The 20,568-nt window shown below is 43.8% G+C and carries 15 protein-coding genes; 8 read left to right on the top strand and 7 right to left on the bottom strand.

Annotated elements, in window-relative coordinates; genetic code table 11:
• Window positions 1-180: 180 nt before the first annotated feature.
• From TW81_RS17380 to TW81_RS17355, 6 genes are all read right to left on the bottom strand, one after another.
• Window positions 181-462: a DUF6966 domain-containing protein gene (locus tag TW81_RS17380; protein ID WP_156980989.1), complete on the bottom strand. Its 282-nt coding sequence runs from the start codon at window positions 460-462 to the stop codon at window positions 181-183.
• A gap of 7 nt (window positions 463-469) precedes the next feature.
• Window positions 470-7,039 carry a two-partner secretion domain-containing protein gene (locus tag TW81_RS18885; protein ID WP_052706241.1) on the bottom strand — a complete coding sequence of 2,190 codons (6,570 nt, stop codon included), beginning with the start codon at window positions 7,037-7,039 and terminating at the stop codon, window positions 470-472.
• Between the two features lie 17 nt (window positions 7,040-7,056).
• Window positions 7,057-8,739 carry a ShlB/FhaC/HecB family hemolysin secretion/activation protein gene (locus TW81_RS17370; RefSeq protein WP_052706239.1) on the bottom strand — a complete coding sequence of 561 codons (1,683 nt, stop codon included), beginning with the start codon at window positions 8,737-8,739 and terminating at the stop codon, window positions 7,057-7,059.
• Between the two features lie 328 nt (window positions 8,740-9,067).
• Complete coding sequence (locus TW81_RS17365; RefSeq protein ID WP_045957005.1) at window positions 9,068-9,268, bottom strand: AlpA family transcriptional regulator; 201 nt, start codon at window positions 9,266-9,268, stop codon at window positions 9,068-9,070.
• A 73-nt stretch (window positions 9,269-9,341) separates the two neighbouring features.
• Window positions 9,342-9,938, bottom strand: coding sequence for a YagK/YfjJ domain-containing protein (locus tag TW81_RS17360; RefSeq protein ID WP_045957004.1), 597 nt, complete (start codon window positions 9,936-9,938; stop codon window positions 9,342-9,344).
• Window positions 9,939-10,095: 157 nt separating this feature from the next.
• On the bottom strand, window positions 10,096-10,770 hold the full coding sequence (locus TW81_RS17355) for an inovirus Gp2 family protein (protein WP_045957003.1): 675 nt from the start codon (window positions 10,768-10,770) through the stop codon (window positions 10,096-10,098).
• 740 nt (window positions 10,771-11,510) lie between these two features.
• Between TW81_RS17355 and TW81_RS17350 the strand changes: the two genes are divergently transcribed.
• Window positions 11,511-12,404, top strand: coding sequence for a hypothetical protein (locus TW81_RS17350; protein ID WP_045957002.1), 894 nt, complete (start codon window positions 11,511-11,513; stop codon window positions 12,402-12,404).
• 67 nt (window positions 12,405-12,471) lie between these two features.
• Here the strand turns inward: TW81_RS17350 and TW81_RS17345 are convergent, their stop codons facing one another.
• Complete coding sequence (locus TW81_RS17345; protein ID WP_045957001.1) at window positions 12,472-13,731, bottom strand: tyrosine-type recombinase/integrase; 1,260 nt, start codon at window positions 13,729-13,731, stop codon at window positions 12,472-12,474.
• Between the two features lie 1,015 nt (window positions 13,732-14,746).
• Here TW81_RS17345 and TW81_RS17340 point away from each other — a divergent pair.
• The 7 genes from TW81_RS17340 to TW81_RS17310 are packed head-to-tail and all read left to right on the top strand — an operon-like array spanning window position 14,747 to window position 20,566.
• A complete protein-coding gene (locus tag TW81_RS17340) occupies window positions 14,747-15,661 on the top strand; it encodes a hypothetical protein (protein ID WP_045957000.1) in 915 nt (304 codons plus the stop codon).
• 1 nt (window position 15,662) lies between these two features.
• Window positions 15,663-16,811 carry a beta-ketoacyl-ACP synthase III gene (locus tag TW81_RS17335; RefSeq protein ID WP_045957009.1) on the top strand — a complete coding sequence of 383 codons (1,149 nt, stop codon included), beginning with the start codon at window positions 15,663-15,665 and terminating at the stop codon, window positions 16,809-16,811.
• Window positions 16,811-17,239, top strand: a complete 429-nt coding sequence (locus tag TW81_RS17330) for a DarG family dialkylresorcinol biosynthesis protein (protein WP_045956999.1) — start codon at window positions 16,811-16,813, stop codon at window positions 17,237-17,239. Before TW81_RS17335 ends, TW81_RS17330 begins: the two co-directional genes overlap by 1 nt.
• Complete coding sequence (gene darH, locus TW81_RS17325) at window positions 17,229-18,227, top strand: BtrH-related acyltransferase DarH (protein WP_045956998.1); 999 nt, start codon at window positions 17,229-17,231, stop codon at window positions 18,225-18,227. The genes TW81_RS17330 and darH overlap by 11 nt, the downstream gene beginning before the upstream one ends.
• The gene (locus TW81_RS17320; protein WP_052706237.1) at window positions 18,227-19,147 is read left to right on the top strand and encodes an ABC transporter ATP-binding protein; all 921 of its coding nucleotides are present in this window, start codon (window positions 18,227-18,229) and stop codon (window positions 19,145-19,147) included. Before darH ends, TW81_RS17320 begins: the two co-directional genes overlap by 1 nt.
• The gene (locus tag TW81_RS17315) at window positions 19,140-20,300 is read left to right on the top strand and encodes an ABC transporter permease (RefSeq protein ID WP_045956996.1); all 1,161 of its coding nucleotides are present in this window, start codon (window positions 19,140-19,142) and stop codon (window positions 20,298-20,300) included. Before TW81_RS17320 ends, TW81_RS17315 begins: the two co-directional genes overlap by 8 nt.
• On the top strand, window positions 20,297-20,566 hold the full coding sequence (locus tag TW81_RS17310; protein WP_045956995.1) for an acyl carrier protein: 270 nt from the start codon (window positions 20,297-20,299) through the stop codon (window positions 20,564-20,566). The genes TW81_RS17315 and TW81_RS17310 overlap by 4 nt, the downstream gene beginning before the upstream one ends.
• Window positions 20,567-20,568 lie beyond the last annotated feature (2 nt).

The following is a 20,568-nucleotide window of genomic DNA, read 5'->3' as shown; positions in this document are numbered from 1 at the left end:
AAATTTAGTTGACCATTACAATATTCATCCAGTGTGATTCATATCTCATCCTTTAAGCCGATTCCTACCCAGAACCAGAACACACCAAATCAATAAACACTCATCTTTTTATTTCTCTTATAGTAAATCTCCCAAGCAGGTTTAGGGAACAGAGATCTATTATCGTCCGCTACAATGCTCTCAATTTAATACTTCAAACAATTCTTTCCTCAGCTTATCAAGAGTTTGATTCTCTCTAATAAGAACCTGTCCTTCGCTATATAGTACAAGATCATTGAATGAACCCATCCCCCCATAAATCCCTAAAATATCGCTACGAAGAATTTGTAAATTTTCTGAATCAGAATTTACCAATTTCAATTTAAAGCTCGTAAATGTATCTGCCCAATTACTTTCACCAACAGATACTAACAAATCAATAATTTGCTTAATAATTGAAATCACTCTCATCTTTTTTTCCATACAATACCTACTTCAACGGGGAGCTTCCCAAAACTTCAACGCCATCAATCAACCATGGTTTTTCAACAATAATTTGTTGGGTACCACCCACAAAGTATCCTCCTTGAGCCCCCACTTGCCCAGTATGAACTGTTGTTCCTGCGGGAATTCTAACTTTGAACACAGTGTCGATCGGTGATTTCGCACCACCCGGCCAAACTGGTAATACTGCTTTATCAATTCTTGTTTGAATTTCGCTGACCGGTTTATCTTTAGAGAAAAACTGTCCTAACGGTCTATCTGAAGTTCCAGCTCTATACAGAATCATGTCCTTTTCGAGAACTCTCGATGTGTACTTTCCGCCTGAAAACGTGCCTGCTAAATCATTACCTAATCGATTTAGAGCAATTCTAGGTGGCCCATTTATCCCATCAGAAATTGCATTTGGATTACTTCCAGAAGCTTTTTTACTTCGGCCTCTTTGCAAGCCAGTAATCAAGCCCGCACCAGTTGCCACAGTCTTAGCTTCTTCTTCATTAAAACCTAATGCCACAGCCCAATCAGTCAGGTTTTTCTGAATAGAAGCATCCGTCATTGGCCCCTGAGCATCATTGTTCGCTTGGGCCATTAGTTGATAGAAATCTAACGCATTCTGATTATCTCCTATCAACTCATAGTGCACATCCGCATTTTGGGGCAATGTTGCGTTAGCAAGATCTCTGCTATGCTCGCGACAATTCCCTTCCCCGCAATCTGCTTGTGCAATCTGATCCTTGTAATCACTCAGAGCTTTGGTTTCGACAATAACTCGTAACTCACATTCTGCCTCACCATTACAAGCCACAAATTCCTTAAGAGCGTTTTTGATGTCAGTATGGTTCAAATAGTTGTTCTGGTGAACAATCCCCCCGGCATTTTGACCAGTATACGCCCCCTCTGCATCACCGGTTGCAATCACACCTGCCGTGGCACCAACTAGGCCTGCCACATCCACTTGTGTGTTTTGGTCTTCAATTTTACCGATAAGCTCGCCAGTTAATTCAACTGCTGCACCAGCCGCAGCACCGGCTTCAAAGTCGCCTCCAGCAAGTTCCGCGACTGCACCTTGTGAGATGGCATGTAAGGTCGTTTTGGTAAAGCCACCATTTTTAAAACCATACGAAGAACTAATGTCACCAATTTCGTTCGCGGCAAGCGCACCAATATCATTAGCGATTGCACCTCTTAAGCTATTTGTAAAACTCTCACTAAAATCGGTGCCGTTAATTGTAGAATCCACGCCTGCGCGGATACTCGACTTTCCAACATGACGAAGCAACGATTCTGGTGTAAAGCTTGGCGTAGCAGTAAAAATATTAGGGTTGTCTGCGCCAAGTTTTGCCACATCCACACTACTAGCGTTGGCTAAACCGGTATCTGGATTAATGGTTCCATCTGTGACTCCTGTAGCAACGCTAAATGCCGACAATGCACCCGCTGTTACCATGGCTGTGGCCAATTGCTTCACTTTCGCTGAGCTGCCTAAATCATCCAATGTTGCACCAAGGTCACCATTGTTATTAATCAAAGACAAAGACGCTTGGGTGATGAGCGTAGAGGTTGCCGCCGCCCCCATAGCAGCAACCGTGCTTGCAGCAGCACTTGTTGTACCAACGGTCGCAGAGACAAGTGCCGCCCCGGCACCTGCCGCTGCCCCTGCAGTCACTACGGTCAGAGCGATAGCGATTATAGCCGCAGCAGGTCCACTTAGACTCGACTCACTGTATGACCAGCTATCAAACGCTTCATTCACTTCGTTCCAGTTAACATTTGGGTTATCTTTTAACTCTGCTATCCATGCGAACTCTCCATCCGCGGGAATCTGAGCCAAGGCTTTAGCAAGGTTGTTATCGGTCGAAACATAATCCACTTCCATTCCCAAAGCACTGGCTAGCGAAATATTGCCTCCACTTTCCATACTGGTTTGCTTTTGTGATGTCGAAGTATGTCCTTGCCCTTGCATTTTTATCTTAAAGCCACTTTTTTTCGTCTCATGGCGATACGATTCGGACTCTTGAGCTGCTTTAAACACAAGCAAGCCACGAGCTGATTCGAGATGAATGTCGTTGTTTGCTGAGAGCACTGAAGCTTGATGCAACTGAGTGTCACCACTGACAAGGGTAATGTTTTCAGCGTTGAAAGACGTTCCCTTTGATGTTTGAGTAGAGATTTCTGTATCTGAGGTTGATTTTCCCCAAAAACCTCTCGACTCTCGGTAAACCCTGGAATAATCAGTTTCGTTCGCGGACATGGCCACTAACTGACCACTATTAGTTAAGCTAATGTCATTGATAGCATTGAGCTCAGAAGCAACAAGCGTCACATTGTTGCCTGAACGAATAGATAAATTTTGACCTGCATTTAACTTAACGCCATTTTGGCGAGTACTCTTAGATACATCTTTTTTTCGGGCAGCATCATATCGGTCTAGCTCATAGGTTTGATTCGCTAATAGAGTGATATCACCTGATACTTCAATATTAGTGTTTTCACTCGCAGAAAGTTCACCACCCGAAGCCTCAAGGTCTCCACCGGCGAGCACATTGAGTGTTCCTCCAGAGCGGATCAATGAATCTTGATATTCGGTCTTAGCTTTTTCTATAGTGGCATTGCGCAGCTCATAAGTGAGGTAGTTATTATCTTGAATGCTGGTTGAGCGAATATCTTGCCCGGCGATCAACGTGGTATCATCGCCCGACTTGACCGTCGCCCCCTTACTCTCAATTGAATTGCCCGCTTTTAACACCAGCTCTTTGTTTGCTGAAATCGTCGCGGTATCACCGATAAAGGTTTCGGTAAACGAAGCATTGGCATCCGATTCAAGCCAATTGCCATCTTTGTCAATATTGAGTTCGTCACTCAACGTCTTATTAACAATATCCCCTTCGTGGCTGACCAAAGCCACATTATCGCCAACGATGGAACCACTAAGGTTTTCGATGTTGCCCTTAGCTTCAGCGATCAGGTCGCCTCCCGCTTGAAGGCTGCCAGTGTCGTTCAGGATTTGATCTTCACTGGTTAACGCCAGCCCCTCCTCTGCCTTGATGCTACCGCTGTTTTCTATATTACCAGCGTCAATGGCTATGTTTTTACCCGCGATCACCGCGCCGCTGGTAAAGTCTCGTTCACTGAGATTGGCGATGTAGAGTTTCGGTGCGAGGACTTCTCGACCATCAATCAGTACAGGTTCATACCAAATAATGTCGTCGGTTAACCGAGCAATCTGCTCTTGTGAAAGTGCGACCCCCGCTTCAAGATCAAGCTGCTCTTTTTGCTGCGCGGCTCCCTCTATAAGCTTTTGCATCTGAGACAAGTCACTGCCCACACCCTCGCCAAGGTAACGCTGACCCGTTTGTTCATAAATGGCTTGAGTAATAACCCGAGTGTCGTAGAAAGCATCACCTAAAAAAGTGACATCACTTTCTGGATTAAAGCCTACTGATTGCTGAAAATAGTCAGAGCCAAGATATTGCCCCATATCACTAAGTAGCGGATTGGTTTCAATAAGGTATTTGCTGCTCGGCCCATCGCTGTAAATAAACAAGCCGTTGGGACTGGATGGAAAACGGAAATCAGGGAATGGAATGCCGTTGAGGTCGGGTACTGAAATCGTGTCAGAGACCGTTGAATGATCAAATCCTCTGAGTTCATGAGTGCTTGAGGCTGGTATAGTTTTTGCGGCGTCGGATTTGATAGTCGAATTATTTATTTGGTCGCGGACATCAAGTTTAAGAGTATTTGAAGCTACAATACTAGAAAGAAAAGAAGTATCCTGATGATCTTTCACTTTCGTGAAACCCACCATTTCAACTACAAGAAGCCAACCAAGCTGCATGGCTGAATATGGTGAACCTGTGAATTTAAAGTAAGTAGTGTAACTATCTGATTGGTAACCGATATTTTCGACTTTATCGCTGAGTATGGTTATATTTTCAGCGGCAATTAGGCTTGATTGATTACTTACGTTCTTTGACTGAACCACAATGTCTTTGTTAGCAGCTATGGTTGAAGCTTTAGTGGCTTCAACAACCTCTTTACTTTCAGTTACTACTGGCAAAGAAAAAGAATAGTCACGAAAATCTATGGAATAAAAGTAACCTGACAGCCTCCCATTGTCAGTTGTAACTGGAGCTCCTAAAGAACCACTGTTTACTATCGATTGAAACGAGTTTGAACTCTGACGATGATAAACTGTGAAATTACTTGGAACATAAGAACCTTGATGCTTTAAAACTCTGTCAAGCGTCTCTAACACGCTTCTTTTATTTTCAACTGAATCAGCGTAAACCCCAATATCCCCACCTAGTGACTCTATCGTCGCCGAGCTATTCAGCAGGCCATCGCTTTTCTCCAACGACTCATTTTTGGCAATGGTGATGTTGTTGCTAGCAATAATATCGCCGTAGTTGTTAAGTTGTTGACTGTACAGGTTGGCGTTGTTAGCGGCGTACAGCACACCATGGTTGTCGAAGGTGGTGGCAATATCCGTAATCAAGTCAGTACCTGCGACCAAAGCGCCAGTGTTGTTTAGCGCTTTGGCATTGAACCCTAAGTTTTCTAACGCTTGTAAACTACCGGCATTATCAATGTTCGCTGCAATGACTTGGGTGTTTTGACCAGAAATCAAGCCATTGCTTTGATTGAGTAATCGGTCGCCGAGTGTCAGTTGCACATCCTGCTGCGCGCCTAATTGGGCGTCGTTGTCTAAGGTTTGCGCCGTTATACTCAGCGTTTGACCTGCATTGATATTCCCCGTGTTAGTCAATTGCTCGGTGGCGGTTAGCGTCACAGTCTGATTTGCTGACAGTTGAGCAGCTTGGTCAAGGGTATCACTGGAGACTGTGAGCGTATTAACCGCTTGATGCTCACCACTCAGGTTAGCCTGAGCGGCATTGATGATGGTCGCGTCATTGCTCTGGCTGCGTCCGCCGAGTGATAGTTGGTTGGCCTCAATGTTCAGCAGCGTGCCAGACTCCAGCACACCATTAGCGCCTTGCTCAAATCGCTGCGTGGTATTCACATTCAGTGACTGCGCTGTTTTTACTTCGCCGTGTTGCTCAAGCTGCTTAGCATTCAACGTGGCGGTATCGGCACTCACAGAACCGGTGATAACCGCTGCATTATTCGCGCTCACCGTCACATCACCCGCAGAGGTTAATGTCCCATCCAGCTGTAAGGTCTCACCACTAATATTCATACCCTGCGTCGCGCTTAGTTGCCCCTGCTCCGTGAGCGTCAGTTGTTGGCTAGCATCAAGAGTTGAACTTACAGTGCGCAGCGTCGTATCTAGTGTGAGGGTATCGGTTTGAGTTGAAAGGATAGCCGCGTTGATGACACCTGCCCCTTTCAGTTCTGTATTGGCAGCTTGTATCGCTAATTGCTCACTGGCGCTTAGTTGCCCCTGGTTATCTAATGTAGTGAGGTTGCTTAGCTGTGCCAAGCGGGTAGTGATTTTGCTCGGTTGATCGAGCGAGATGGTCTCAACGTCGGTGTCAAGCTGATTAGATTCGAGTGTCGATTCACTAAGGGTCAGATTTTCGGCCTCTACCGCCAGTGTCTGGGCTGCGACGACTTGAGTTTTATCGGCGCTGACTTGAGTGGCAGCCAGCGACACATTGCTATTAGCAGTTTGCCTGCCTGTCAAAGTCAGCGCTTGCTGGCTGCGCACGGCGAGGTTTTCGCTACTGCTAGCACTGCCGAGCACAACCTGACCATCGGCGCTGATGGATATCCCCCCTTGAGAGGCCGATAGGTTGCCTACGTTTACACCCACCCCTTCTTCAGTCGCAACCAAAGAGATACGCCCGGCATACATACCGCCAAGCGAAGAAGAGTCAATCGCGAGTATAGGCTTAACAAGGTCACTCGTTGTTTTGGCTGTAACTAAGTTACTTTGATACTCAACGTCATTTTGTCCCGTCACTATCGCTAGATCATTGGCGTGAATATCTGCATTGATTTTCGCGGTGCGGCTTATAATATCGAAATACGTTTGGCGTGTGGCATCTAGTCCTAACCCTTCGATACTGACCACCCCTTGCGATACGTTAAAGCCAGAAACTTCGCCATTATTAAGCTGTGGTATCCCGGTCGACAGCGTCACTCGAGGGGTGTTAATAAAGCCACAACCATTACAAGTAATACCGTAAGGGTTAGTTAAAATCACGTTGGCTTGGTTACCGAACACTTCGGTGTAACCTTGCAACTGGCTCCTATTTGCACCTGTCACTTCATTGAGTATAACGCTAGCGGCATTGCCATTAAGATTCGCGTTTCCATGAAGCACCCCGCCTAACTGAGAGCGCGCAGCCGATTCAATTGAGTTGTTTAAAATCAACCCTGACGGGTCAACATCGAACTGCTGGTATTTATTGTGAGATAAGCCTTTGCCGTTAGGCGTCGCAATATTGATGACTTCTACGCCGTTTAAGGCCGAACTTGTAGACGTATTGCTCGATCCGTTTGCCACAACCACTTTTGCCATTACCGGCTGAACAGTGATCACGCCACACAAAACATAGGTCAGCACGACTCTAATGCTGGTAAGTTGTCGGTTCATTTTTAATTCCTGTGTGGTTAGATCGTAATACTTAGTCGGTAGTACACGACGTAATCATCCGCTTTTAAACGTGAAGGTGACTCGATAGGAAGCGCCAGTGTAAGAGCCGTGCTGAATTGAGCGTGCTGCGCGTTCAACGCGATACTGGACCCGAGTAGCGAACCTCGTTCGAACTGGTCACTACTGTCTTTAGCGATGCTGCCGGTATCAAGCGCGACATTCGCCGTCACCGAACCTAAATAAGGCCACTGCCCTAATCGATAAGTGATATCGTTTCTCCAGTAATATCCTTCATCGCCGGAAAGTGACTTTCCTTTGAAACCACGAACTGAGTATTCGCCACCTATGCTAAGTCGTTCATTGCTGTATAGGGTGTCATTGCTCCATTGCCCAAATAGAGTGCTACTCAAAGAGAGTGTGTTTGAAATGGGGTAACTATAACTCGCACTGAGTGAGCCCTTGGAAAATTGAGCGGTAGGTTGATTCGCATTCGCCGATTGGTGTTCTTCTCCGCCAAACCAATCCGTGCCATAGGCAAACTTAGGCGAAATGGTCGCAAAACCGCCTGCAACACGGCTGCTGAACTCGAAAGCTAAAGATAGTGAAGAGAGGTTCCTAGAACCTGATTCGAGCAAGTTTCCAAGAATGTAGTTTTTTTCTCGCCGATGATGGACGCCGAGGTTAAATGCAGACTTGCTAATACTATCTCGATGAAAAAGCCACTTGATTTGCCCATCATGACTGTTAGTCCTGCCGGTGGAATCGAACTTAAAGCTATTGTTATAAAATGTGGTTTTGTAAGCACTATACGAAGTGCGATAGCTCATATTCCAATACCCAAGCGGAATATCAACGTTGAAAAAAACGCTCTTGGAGCTGCGCGAGTCGACAAATTCTGCACTTCGAGTGGTGGTCAGTGTCCAGCTATCCAATAGACCCAGTAGATTCTCACCTTGTAAGTCGAAAGATAACTGCTCTTCTCCGGTTGATTTTTGCCCACCATTGTTGAACCCAGCTCCCAACCTAGCCGCTTTACCCATACCTGTTTGAATATCGACGATTGAATATCCTTGTTTTGAACCGGGTAACAGCTTGATCTGTGCATTATAACGAGACAGGCGATTAACCTGATCCAACCCTTGTTCAATATCTCGGAGGTTGAGAATCTCACCAATCACTCCCTGAAAAGCCATGTGTAAATCGTCAACTTTCTCACCATTGAAGAGTACATTTTCTACCTTACCTTCAAGAACGACAATGAGAAGTGTGCCGGAAGCGAGATCTTGCTGTACCAAAAAGGCTCGAGAGGTGACATATCCTGCTTCAACATATTGGTTAGTGATTACGCGAAGGAACTCGTTGATCTCTGCTAACCCAATGCAAGAGGGCTGAAAACTCAACCACGCCAAAATTTCCTCGTCAGTAAAGCTTTCATTGCCTTCAAACTCAATGGTATGAATATCGAAGCAAACCGTTGATACTTCTCCCCTGGGTGCGGGAAGCGGAGACAATGACTCTAGCTCTTTGACTGACGACTTCGCATGCTCAAGTTGCTCTAAACGTTCAGCTTGCTCGCGTTCTTGTTCATACCGTGTATTTGGAGAAGGAATATTGATAGGCTCGCCAAAAGACGAAAAACTCATGAATAGGAGCACTAAGCCCATTAACTGAACCGCGCCCCACCGTAAAACAAAAGCCATGATTTTAGTTACCACTTGCCACTGACTAATATCTTTTCATGCACCTTATGTGGAAGGTGTCTTATTTTTGATACCAGTTCAATTAATTATAAATATCGTTTGACAAGCAATATAGAGCACTTATTCGACAATAGTCAATGGATTGCTATTACATAACTATCAATTTAACTCCATCTATAAGCCAAAAAGATAAGTCAACCCTAGAAGCGCAACAGCAAGTCGCCGTCTACGTAAATTGAATAACTCATTTCTTTATCTCTCTAATTGAAAAAGGGCGCATGACTTTGCTTAGCCAGCGCCCCGTTAATGATGTGATTTGATGCTTGCGTTACTGAAAGGATTCTTGGTTGTCTCGCAGTGCTAGACGCTGCTCCATCCATTCTTCGATTTCACTTTCTACCCAAGCCACGGCACGTCCACCGAGTGGTACACTCTGCGGAAAATCGGTTTCATCTGCCATGAACTTATAGATAGTTGAACGGCCTAGCCCTGTTAGTGACATCACGTCTTTAAGTCGTAGAAATCTCATTTTCACTGGGAATCGTCTCCTGCTTTGTATATACCCATGTGATAAGCCACCACTGTAAAAAAATGCAGTCGGTCTAATCTGCACTAGAGCCAAAGAAGTAACGCTCTTCTTTCCATGCTTCAGCAAGGTTGCTCATACGTTTAAAGACACTGTTCTTTATGTTAGTGTCAGTGCTCTTACAGCGTGTACCCAGGCTATAGTTCCCTCGATCATTCAGTTGGACCATTGAGCGCTCATTACCTTGGTAGTGCTTTTTAATCGCTTCTCCCCAAGCTGTTTTCAGATGCCCCACAATTGCATTACTTTTCTCCATGTAAATGGCATCACCAAAATGCTGCTTATAATCAGTAAACAACACCACTCGATATTGGTGCGAACGGTTATCCTCTCGCTTACGCCACACGTAGTGCAACGAATCGGCGTTCAGCTTCTCTTTCAGGATTTCAAAGTAATCGTTCAGGATACAAAACTTTGCATCTTGATGATCTTTAGGCAGATATAAGTCAAAACGTGTAACGAGAGCGACTTCAAACTGACTGAGAGCCAGTTCAAAGACATCAACCATCGAAGTCAGTGCTGACTCGTACAACCCCTTGTCGCTGTAATACAGAGGGTAATCTTCAAAAGTTCTATCAAGGGTAATACTTGGGAGGTGGGTTCTATTCGCCATGAGTAATGCCTTTTGTGTGTGAATGACATAGGCATTACTCGCGCTGTATTTTTTAATGTGAGTTGTGACTGTAACAAAACTAATGATGACTTATCGCAACTAGTTCCAGTGGAAATAACGATAAACCACTGGAACTGCCCGTAACGTCACTTTAAATTTACTTCCGGCTCGTGCCAAAGTTTCGTTGGTGGTTGCCGAAGTGCTTGGTTTTTTCTTTTGCAAGATAGCTTCCATGTTCAAATAGATCATCAAACTGTTGATTGAAGTACTTTGAGTTGGAATCTAGACGATGAACTACTGGAACCCCTGAGCGATCTTTGGATACGTAAACCAAACCATTAGCTTCATCATACTCCACCCCTGTGACTTTAGCCCAAGCATCTATGATCATAGAAAGTAAGTTCTCTCGTTGGTTTCTCGCTTTACCTAACCAGTTAAAACGATCTTTGTTGAAGAGCAGCAATAAGTGGTAATGGTCATTCAGTGAAGAGCAACACTCTCTTACCCATACATACCTCACGGTACAAGAATGGACTCGTTGTCCATGTCTTTCTTTTCTTCGACCATCATATTCAATCTGAGATTGCAGCGAGCGGATAAAATCAGTGATTGCTCCGCATTTCTCTTGTCCATTTCTAAGCTTAGGGAATCGAAGATCAACTCGTAGCGCCATTGTACGCGGGTAGGCATCCAGAGCCTGCTCGATAGTGTCATAAATTCTATCTAGATACGGAATACAGAGTGCACCATGAGCTGTTTGAATAGGATGACCTCTAAAGGTTTTTTTATCGGTTAGTCTCAGATTTTTGTTTTTTCTAGAACGTACCTTCATTTCTATCTACTCCTGTGTTTAGGTTCATAGATAGGTCGATGCCGTTATTTTTAGTTATGCGAGTTGAGTGAGCGTGTAGGGTTGGATGATGCTATATCAGATGCCTAATAATACTAACCAAACAGACAACACAAAAAATCGCCACGTATATGGTTCTAGCCCAACCGGGGAGAAAAAATGCTAGGTAATCATCAAAGCCGGGGCGCTAAACTGTAAAACATCTATACAAGACCGCCTCTATAGAATCCGATTCACTCACAAGTTAAATGACAAACCATTGAGAGCACGGTAATGAACTTTGCATCCTCCGTAGCGAGTACAACATAACCACAATCCATCGTGCCTTCTCTCCCAACGACAAGCTGCATAGTTCAATCATTCTCTCCAACATAGTCTGTCTTACTTCTTCTAAAACAACATGCTCATGTTCATTTGAGTTGATAGCCTTCATTCATAATCAGCTGCACTACCACCATCACACTGTCACAAGTTTATAAAAATCAAATGAATACCTTTTTCAAGAATAGAAAAGGAATTTATACATTGACAAAAAACCATAGAAAGTTGGCTATTACCTTGAAAAATAGCAGTATAAGCCCTCAAAAATTAGTTAAAATCACAAATTAATTTTTTATTTTGGAACTTTTTTACTACGATATTTAATAATTTATGAATACAGTTAAAATGTATTTAAAATACGAAAAACAATCATTAAAACTACTTAGTAGAGAAGAATAGGGATGATAACAAGCGAACAAGCACTTACTAAAATTGGCCTTTTCAGGGCTAATGATGAAAGGTACTTAAAGTTTTACTGGGGCTATCTTGGTAAAAATTTCGACAGGATTATGGGGTTAGATTGTCAGGACAAGAGAGAGCTACAACATAAAATATCGATGGTTTTTATGCGTACAGATCTAGATGTTATAGGCTTGGTAAACAGATTAAATACAGCAGCGTTGGACAGCTTAGTACCTGAAAAGTCGTTCGACTGGATAGATAAAAATGACGATAGGGTAGTCTATTTCGTTTGGTCAATGCTTAGATTGGCTACACCTAGAGCATTGAAGATCGATGGAAGAGAGTCAGGGCTAAGGTACGCGCGTAGACTTGATGACTGTCTTTATTATATTGATTCAAAGAGATCAAACTATTACAAAAGCTTAAAGTTAAATCCACTACCTATGCATCGCTCAGAGGCTTTACCGCTCATTAAAGATTTCTTTGATCAATGGAATGTCACAGCTCGTTCCAAAGAAGAACTAATGCTTACTCTCAAAGAAAAGTGGTTGTATATTGCATCAGATCTTCGCCCTGATTACTCCTGGATCGACCCAAAGAACAAGCAACAAAATGCTTGGGCCTCTAACTATATTTCTTCCCAACTAGAGTGGTTACCACACCTACCACCACCTCTAACAACCTCTCAAACTTACAACATCAACATCGCGAACTTGGATACCTTATTTACCTTTAACAAAGGCCAAGTCAGAAACCCAAGTGAAAGAGACGATAAAAAGAAGACAGAATACAAAGAATGGCTCAGTCATACAGATGTCATGCACAAAATGATGAAGGCATGGAAGCAAAAACAGTTTCGAGAAAAGGCTCGGCGCGCATCAGCTAAATCTTAACCAGGTGATACGCACTTCTCACAGACTCTTCCCTTGCTCTATGCATTACCCTACTTTAGGGCAAAAGCTAGGCCATCTTAGCTGAAGGTAACGGGTGGACGTTCGCTTCCATTAGCGATAGCAACTTGTTACCCCATGCTTCCAGAACCTTCAATTGCTCATCGATATAATCATGATGGTTGTAGACTCTGAGCATACCTGGGAGCTGGTGGCCGACTGTCTTTTCAATCGCTACGATATCTAACCCCATTTCACTACAACGACTGATAAAGGTACGGCGCAAGTCGTGAGGTGAAAAGCGCTCAAAATCGATAGGTAGATTACGTTTGATCAATGCCCGAACTGCCGCTGGTTCTTGCACTTTATCGACCATGAGCTGGGGCCACACCAACGTCCACTTACTTGGCACGCTGTCACGCTGCTCTTTTAGAAGTGTAAGCAGGTAGCCACTTAAAGGCACTTTACGTGCATCTTGGCTTTTAGTGTGTCGTTCTTCTGAGCTGGCTGGCAACAGCCAAGTTCCCTCTTCAAAATCTAACTCACTCCAACGCATTTCTAGTACAGCACTAATTCGCTGTCCACAACCAAGTAAGAACTGCATTAAACGAATGTTGGAGGGATCTGTACGCCATGACGGCATACTCGTTAACAGAACCTTTAACTCTGAAAAGCTTAAATTACGTTTTGTCACTTTTGAGCCGCCGCCAACGTCTTTTGCTTTCAGCTGTGGTGCAGGATGAGTATCAAGCATATTTAGTGCTAGGGCATGGTTAATCACTTGATTGATGATTTTATGACAAACCCCGATAGCCCCCGCCATAAGCTTACCGTCTTTATCGACCTTCGCATCAAAGACCCGGTTTAGGTCATATATGCTCAAATCAGCCAATTTGATGCTACCGAGAATCGGCTTGATATCTCGATAGTAAATGGTCCTCGACTGGTCACCACGAAGCTGTTTTGAAAGACGTTTTTCATCGAAGCTAATAAACGCATCGTCAAAGGTCTTCGCCTCATCTTGCGCTCGTTTCTCGATATCCAACTCAACCTTTGGGTTCTTACCATTCTCCAGCCAACTACGATAACGACCCGCTTCCTTTCGCGCCTGATCCAATGTCATCCCACGCTCTGGTTTGATCTTCATGTATCGGCCCATAGAGATTTTTTCGTGTTTCTTCCCTACTTGAAAACGAAAGATCCAAGTCATCGTGCCTGTTGGACGAACTCGAATGTTCAATCCTTCGACCTTCTTATCGGGGATCGAGTATTCCTTATCCTGTGGCTTCAATGCTTGCAACGTTGCATTAGTACTGATTCGTTTCGTCATCGTTGGAAAACCTCTGCAATTTTGGGTACGGCTCTGGGTACGGCGTGGGGTACGGCAAACGTCGAGTTTCTATTGTACGGCTTTGGACTTCACCGGACAACATGATTACAAAAGTCAATAAAAATCATGTATTTAATTTTATAAAATATAACTCTATAGACTTTGGCGGATTAAAGGTTCGATTTACCCACCATATGGAAGCGGGCGTACTGCTAGAGCGCATAAAGTAATTGATTGGATAGGTTAAAATTCTACGAGATACCACTGTGCGGCGTGGGGTAAGGAACATTAAAACCTGCTTCACGCCACTATGGAAAGCTCGTTGCCATCCACTGTTAGTTAGATTTATGAATATCAAACAACAAAGATCAGCTTTTGGGTTAGCTTAAGGAATAAGAAAAACCTTAGACGAGATGTTAGAGACAAGTGCGTAACTGATCTTCTATATTAACGTTTTCGCCGCTGGAATGGTCATAACAGACTGCGGCACCCAAAATGCTCCTTACACACCCTTCATTTTCGACCAAAAAATCAGATTGCAACTCGAACTAGCAGGCTTGTTTATACTCGACCAAGCGTTCATCTTTCACCTAATAACAAACTCCACTAATACCTGCGGTGCTAAATACCTTAGCGGCGTCACCTTTGAACACGCGTTCCGTGGGAAATGGAAGATAAATGGCTTGGTTACTACTACCTGTCATTATGTGAGGGGGCATTGTTTATTATTTCTCCCCCATAAGTGCATTTTAATAAATTAGTCGATAAGAAATATTCTAAAACGAGATTGACTATATTAGTCGGCATAGAGACGCTTTATTAAGATATAGCCAGACTATTAACAAACTCAATGAGCCCCACTTCATTCCCACTGTGATCAGTGTCTATAAGAAATGTATTTACGTTTATATCTTCACACATTCTATAGGATTGATGATAATCTTGCGCTTTATATCCTCGGTATAGTTATGCCTTTAAATTCAACTGCTAGCCAATAACCAATCTAAGTCTTCATATGAAAAAAGTTCTAGTCATTTCTTACTCTCAAAGTGGACAACTTTCCCAGTTTGTTAAATCAGCGACGGAACCGCTTAGTCAAAGTGATGATATACAAGTTGATCATCACATTTTAGAGCCAGTCACACCGTATCCATACCCTTGGACATTTTATTCATTTTTTGATGCTTTCCCTGAAGCAATCTATATGAATGGCTGTGATTTAAAACCGGCACCACATCTCGCTGAAGACTATGACCTTATTATTATTGGCTACACGGTTTGGTTTTTAGCGCCTTCTATTCCAATCACTGGTTTTTTAAAAACTGATCAAGCTAAGCAGTTATTACGAGATAAACCCGTAGTCACTCTCATTGCTTGCCGCGATATGTGGGTAATGGCTCAAGAGAAAATGAAGTCTCTAATTGACGATTGTGGTGGACACTTAATTGACAATGCTGTTTTAACCGATCAGAGTGGCACGATTTATTCATTTGTCACCACACCTCGCTGGATGTTAACTGGCAAGAAAGATTCGTTCGGGATATTCCCAGCAGCGGGAGTTTCCGAAAAGGATATAGCGGAAAGCGCTCGATTCGGAGAGCGTCTCGCATGGGGGTTATCTCAAAACTTAGAAAAAGAAAGAAAACCTCTGCTCACGAACTTGAATGCCGTCAAGGTCAACGGCAAATTAGTCGGCTCCGAGAAAATAGCGACTCGCTCGTTTATGATTTGGGGCAAGTTAATCCAGCGATCAGGTAAACCAGGCGCTTTTTCTCGCAAGGTAGTAATTACCATCTACGTTATTTTTCTCATTACCATGATTTTCACTCTGGTCCCTATTAATTTACTGGCTAAAAAACTTATCTCTCCCTTGATGAAAAAATCAATTGAGAAAAGCACCGAATACTATGAAAAACCGTCCGGACGATAATATGAACAAAAGAGTATACATAAATGATGTCCAAGCTTTTTTGCCTAATGAAGCGGTAGATAACAAGCAAATAGAAAGTGTTTTAGGGCAAGTTGGCGATCGTCCTTCAAGAGCAAAAAATATTATATTGCGCTCAAATCAAATAAAGCAGCGCTACTACGCTATTGATCCTGAGACAGGGGACACAACCCATACCAACGCACAGCTAACCGCAGAAGCCATTCGAAAACTCAATTCGGAAGCTTTTGATATCAACCAAATAGAGCTACTGGCCTGTGGCACTACCATCGCAGATCAACTATTACCAAACCACGCGCTAATGGTGCATGGAGAGTTAGCCATCCCGAGTTGTGAGGTCATCGCCACTGCGGGTATCTGTTTAGCAGGAACCATGTCCCTAAAATACGGCTATATGTCGGTATTAAGTGGGCAAAGTAATAATGCCGTAGTGACTGGTTCAGAGAATGCTTCCGCCATGATGCGCGCAAGCCAATTCGAAGCTGAGGTATCAAGTAAGCTTGAAGAGCTTGAGCGACAGCCAGAAATCGCGTTCGAAAAAGATTTTTTACGCTGGATGCTAAGTGATGGTGCGGGCGCTGCGCTGCTCAGCTCTGAAAAAAATGAAACGGGGATTTCGCTTGAGATCGAATGGATTGAGCAAAAGTCTTATGCCAATGATCTCGATGCCTGCATGTATGCAGGTGCGGAAAAACTGGCAGATGGCAGCTTAAAAGGCTGGCGAGAACATTCTACTCAGGTTTGGCTAGAACAATCGATTTTTTCTGTCAAACAAGACGTAAAGCAGCTCAACGATAACATTGTAGAATATACCGTAACACGACCGCTGAAAGAGCTCGTCCATCACGGCAAAGTGAACCCGAATAACGTCACTTATTTCCTCCCTCACTACTCTTCTGGATATTTCCGTGACCGTTTATACCAAGGTATGTTGGAAGCGGAGTGCGACATTCCTCAAGAGCGCTGGTTTACCAATTTGTCTTCGAAAGGAAACACCGGGTCTGCCTCCATCTATATCATTTTGGAAGAGCTATTCCATTCTGGGAGATTGAAAGTGGGTGATACCCTGCTGTGTTATGTTCCTGAAAGCGGACGATTCTCTACCGCATTTATGCAGCTCAAGGTGGTGTAATGGAAGCGAAAAAGGTCCCTCAAGATCAATCCTCTACCTATGCCAACAACGTTAAGGCAATGTATGCAACGAACGAAACTGGCGAGTATTCCGTTGTCACCTCATCTGGCTGGGAAGCCGAAGAACTGGTGACGAAACAGGCGCTGAACGAATTTGAACGTCAAGCTCATGCCGCATATGAATTAGTAAAGAAGGGGCAGAAGTCTCCACTCTACTACCATATGTTCGCACAACGAATGGATCTCATGGTACTGGCTCAATCGGTCGGTTGGTTTCAGTGGCGGGTGAAGCGTCATATGATCCCTAAGGTGTTTGCCAAGCTTTCTGCAAACAAGCTCCACAAATACAGTGAAGCTCTAGGAATCAGCATTGAACAGCTTTCTACCCTACCCGAGCTCAACTTAGAAGAAAACAATCATGACCAATAACGGTTTTTCTCACCAACACCACGCCCACTGTGAAAGTGGCGTGATGTCTTCAATCTTGACCCACCAAGGCCTGCCGTTATCGGAACCTATGGTGTTTGGCCTTTCGAGCGCTCTTACCTTCGCCTATCTGCCTTTTGTTAAGCTTAGCGGTATGCCATTAATCGCCTACCGTTCGATGCCTAAATCTATCATTAAAGGTGTGCAGAAAGCCTTGGGGGTGAAAATGAAAGTTGAAACATTTTCTACACCTGAAAAAGGCACTCAGCGACTCGATTCTCTCTTAGCACAAGGTAAAATCGTTGGGGCACAAACCTCGGTCTTTTGGCTCCCTTACTTTCCAGAGGAAATGCGTTTTCACTTTAATGCGCATAATCTCGTCGTCGTGGGTAAAGAAGACACGACTTACACCATCAGTGATCCGGTTTTCGAACATCTCGTTTCATCAGATGAAAGTGCCTTGCAAAAAGCTCGTTTTGTTAAAGGTGTCATGGCGCCGAAAGGGGCGCTGTATTATCCGACCCACGTACCTACATCGATTGATTACGCTAACGTGATCGAGAAGAGTATCAAGAAAACAGCGAAATCTATGTTAAAGACCCCAGTTCCAATTGCGGGACTAAAAGGGATGCATTTTCTAGCCAAACATATCCGCAGGTTAGAAAGCAAAGACACCCATTATGCCAAGCTGTTTTTAGGCCATATCATTCGCATGCAAGAAGAGATTGGTACAGGCGGCGCTGGATTTCGATATATTTACGCGTCATTTCTACAAGAATCCGCCGCTTTGATTAACAATCCACGCTTAGCGCAGGCTTCCACCGAAATGACTCAAATTGGTGATGAATGGCGAGAGTTTGCGCTGTTGATTGCCAAAGCGATCCGACCGAGGAACAAGCAGGCGATAGATTTCTCTGCAATAGCGGCAAAACTAGAGTCGATTGCTGACCAAGAAAAACATCTATATCAATCACTGCTGAGAGCCTTTTGATGATCCAAATAGAGGCACTGTCAAAGTCTTACAACGAAGTCAAAGCGTTAGATAACTTGTCTCTGACGATACCATCTAACTCTATCTTTGGTTTACTCGGTCCAAATGGCGCGGGTAAAACCACGTTAATGTCGATATTGAATGGCTTATTAAATTACGACCAAGGCAACATCCGTTTCTTCGGTCAACCTTTATCACAGAACCTCAATGCGATTCGCCAACGTTGTTCGTTGATACCACAAAGCCTTGCTTTTTACGATCACCTTACCGTGAAAGAGAATTTGAAGTTTTTTGCTGGTGTCCAAGGTATTAAGGCACAAGCTTTTGATGAGAACTTTTCATATGCCGTTGAAACTAATCGGTTAACTACGATGTTAGGACGAAAAGCATCCACGTTGTCCGGAGGACAAAAACGCAGATTAAATATCGCGATTGGCCTCCTCAACAATCCTGACGTTCTGTTTTTTGATGAGCCCACCGTCGGTATTGATCCCGAGTCACGCAACGACATTCTTGACAGTATTAAAGACTATGCCAACGACAATAAAACCATTGTCTATACGTCTCATTACATGCCTGAAATAGAGAAAATCTGCGATGAGATTGCGATCATTAATGAAGGGCAAATCCTCAAGCAAGGAACCATCGACGAAATGGTGAATAATCATGAGTCACAACAAGTGATCGTTGAGCTATACCCTCAAACCCATTCAATCAACGAGCTGTCGGCATTTCCCGATACCGTGCGAGTCATTAACAACCAAACTCTGCTGATTGATACTACCGATGCTTTGATCATCGGAGATGTTCTCAACAAGTTGGCGCAAAATAAACTCAAGGTTAGAAATGTCCGCTACGGAACCACCACTTTAGAGTCGATGTTTATCCAGCTTACTTCAAAGGAGCGTCGTGATGTTTAAGGCGATGCTTACTAAAGAATTCTTATTGATTGGCCGAGATAAGCACGCTTTAGCCGCGCTGTTTATTATGCCTTCGGTATTCATCTTGATCATGTCTATCGCTTTAAAAGATGTCATGAATGAAGACAAATCTTTAATCAGCTATATCGCGATTGACAGAGACCAGACAACTGCCAGCCAAACATTGTTAAGTCAACTTGCTGAAAGCCCCACTTTTACACAGCGCGAATATGACCAAGACACCTACCAGTCTCCAGAAGAGGAAGGGGTACAGTTCATCCTAGATATTCCCAGCGGATATGAAAGTGACCTCGCCCAAATCAACTTGACGGTGGCGGCAGATACCTCACCATCGCTGTTGAGCCTATTCAAAAATCAGCTGTCTATGATCAGAATGAGGGAGCAATTAATCTCTCTCAGCGCAGCAAATCACGCACGATTTGGTTCAACAGAGCAAGACAAGCTTACGTCTTTCGATGATGACCTGATTGAAGTCAGTTACGCTAAGTTCGCAGACAATGAGAAACCTACCTCAACTCAACAAAGCGTGCCTTCTTGGATAGTGTTTGGCTTGTTTTTTGTCATTATTCCCATGTCGACAATCTTCATTAATGAGAAAAAGCAAAACACACTAACGCGCCTTTTGACAATGAATGTCAGTATCCTCAACTTGTTTGCGGGGAAGATCATTCCCTATATGTTGATTAACCAAATCCAAGTTTGGCTGATGATTGGTGTTGGGATGTACATAGTGCCTTATTTTGGCGCAGCGCCATTGGCAATTTCAGGCTCTTTGCTTGGGTTAATACTGGTTTCGTTAGCTTTAAGTATCTCGGCGATCGGCCTGTCTATCCTCATCGCAACTTGTGTCGACAGTGTTGAGCAGGCAACCACCATTGGAGGGATTATTAATATTCTTCTGGGCGCTATCGGTGGCGTAATGGTGCCAAAAATGGTGATGCCTGAATCGATGCAAACTCTAAGCAATATCTCGCCAATGTCATGGGGGCTTGAAGGCTACTTAGATATTTTCTTACGTGGTGGCGAAGTACGCGACATCCTACCCGAGGCCGGAGCCTTAACTCTATTTGGCGTTGTAACCCTTTGTTTATCAGCAGCTGTATTTACATTAAAGAAAAGGAAAGAAGCATGAAAGGCTCTTTAGACAATGAATTTAAACTAAAACTAAAAACAATGATTCTTGAAGAGTGCGATCGCGATGAAATTAGTGCTTCAGAGCTATCTGACGATGTAATGCTGTTTTCGCCAGAGAGTGAACTCGAATTTGACTCAGTGGATGGTTTGCAGATTTCGATGCTTCTTCAACGTCACTTCAACTTACGCTTGGTGGATCCAAAAGAGTTCCGCCGCATCGTAACCACAATAAACAACCTCGCCGATCACCTTCAACCAGAATAACG

It is taken from the genome of Vibrio galatheae (assembly GCF_000967545.1).
Classification (GTDB): Bacteria; Pseudomonadota; Gammaproteobacteria; order Enterobacterales; family Vibrionaceae; genus Vibrio; species Vibrio galatheae.
Note: the sequence above shows the minus strand (reverse complement) of the source record. Positions and strands in the feature narration are given on the sequence as shown.